Annotated in this window: 2 protein-coding genes and 1 riboswitch; both genes read right to left on the minus strand. The window is 35.0% G+C overall.

What is annotated here, in order from left to right:
• Positions 1 to 142 precede the first annotated feature (142 nt).
• A riboswitch (FMN riboswitch) is annotated at positions 143 to 296 on the minus strand.
• A 62-nt stretch (positions 297 to 358) separates the two neighbouring features.
• Positions 359 to 823, minus strand: a complete 465-nt coding sequence (locus V7083_RS23530) for a GyrI-like domain-containing protein (protein ID WP_335482629.1) — start codon at positions 821 to 823, stop codon at positions 359 to 361.
• 370 nt (positions 824 to 1,193) lie between these two features.
• Entirely contained in the window at positions 1,194 to 1,394 is a 201-nt protein-coding gene (gene cspD, locus V7083_RS23535) for a cold-shock protein CspD (RefSeq protein WP_335482631.1), read from the minus strand.
• Positions 1,395 to 1,573 lie beyond the last annotated feature (179 nt).

Here is a 1,573-nt window from a genome sequence, read left to right on the forward strand (position 1 = left end):
CTTCGTGCCTTCCGCTCCTATCAACAGTATTCTTAACATTGCATTAAAATAAAAAACACCCCGTCATTCTCCTTCGGGGTGTTTAAGACAATAGTAAACTAAGGCTTAAAACCAAGCATTTTTTTGCCTGTTTTAAACCTGTCTTTTCCTTCTCCCATCCAGACTTTAACTGTCGGCTCTGGAATTTCACCAGATCCACCGGTTTACACAAACGTGTTAACCGGGTCACGGACTAAGAGACAATAGCCTGCCTCATCACCGCCGGTTCGGAATTTCACCTGACCCCGAAGGAATATGATATGTTTTTTTATATTATACAGAACTTTACCTAAATATAAAAATAATATTGCTTTTATTTTTAATAGGTTTTTACAGGCAAGTAAATCTCAAAATAGAGTTCTCCATTTGCATTCCTCTCTTTATGCTCTTGCTTGTAAATTTCCATACTAAGAGCTTGGTGATCTTGTTCATATCCATATTCATCCATAAAAGTAAACAAACGCTTATATGTCTCATCCACTTCATCCGCTTTTCCGTTATGTACGGTATATACATAGTTCTTTGCCGGAATTGTAAATCCTACCATACCTTTTGGGACCACTTCTATTTTTTCAACAGGCTTGGTCACATAATAAGTTAACTCTGTTTCACGGCTATGAAATGGAGCAACCATCATTGGTTCCACTACCTTATTTGGAATTTCTTCTAGACGTTCTTCCAATACGTTAAAGAGATTCGGGATCGTACCGGTCTCAGAATAAGTGCCACTCCAAGAAATCCCTACCACTTTCATACTTTCTTTTTCCACCACTTGAATACTCATGTTTTTCCCCCTTATTTAAAATATCTTACCTAAAATATTCGCATTAGTTAGAAAAAGTCCTGCTAAAATAATTCGACTAAATCCGAGTTTTATTATTTTGAAAGAATTTTCCATTTAAGCACAAAACTTACTTATCGTATGGAAATTACTGTATCTAAGAAAAAAAGGCCCAAAACATTATTGAATGGTTTGAAGACGGCTTCATTTTACTATGTTAGAAAAATTTTTTGTTGACTATTCCCTCTCCCCATTACCGTCCTTTCTAAAATGCCTCGGTCGCTCTCTTACATAAATATTAAAAAGAATAGACGTTATTCCTGCCTTATAAAAAATAAAAACAGACCCATAAATTGAGTCTGTTCTTCATCCATTATGCTCTTCTTACATTAACAGCTTGTGGTCCGCGCTGTCCGCTTTCAATTTCAAAGGTTACTTCCTGACCTTCTTCTAAGGACTTATAACCCTCCGTTTGAATGGCTGAAAAATGAACAAAAACATCATCCCCGCCTTCACGCTCAATAAACCCAAATCCTTTTTCGTTGTTAAACCATTTTACTTTACCATGTTCCATTTTCAAAAAAGCCTCCTAGCAAAATCTAATAATTTCTTTTGAAAATAGTATGGGCAGATTTCTTTTATTGTATTCATTATTCTATAGAAAAATTTATTTGGTTTACATAATATAATTATAATAAATCTATATCCTTAATGTGAGACATCCCAATTCACTTACCACTTCAGTTTGTCGTT

The sequence above is a fragment of the Bacillus sp. JJ1764 genome, assembly GCF_036962145.1.
In the GTDB taxonomy this organism is placed as follows: domain Bacteria; phylum Bacillota; class Bacilli; order Bacillales; family Cytobacillaceae; genus Neobacillus.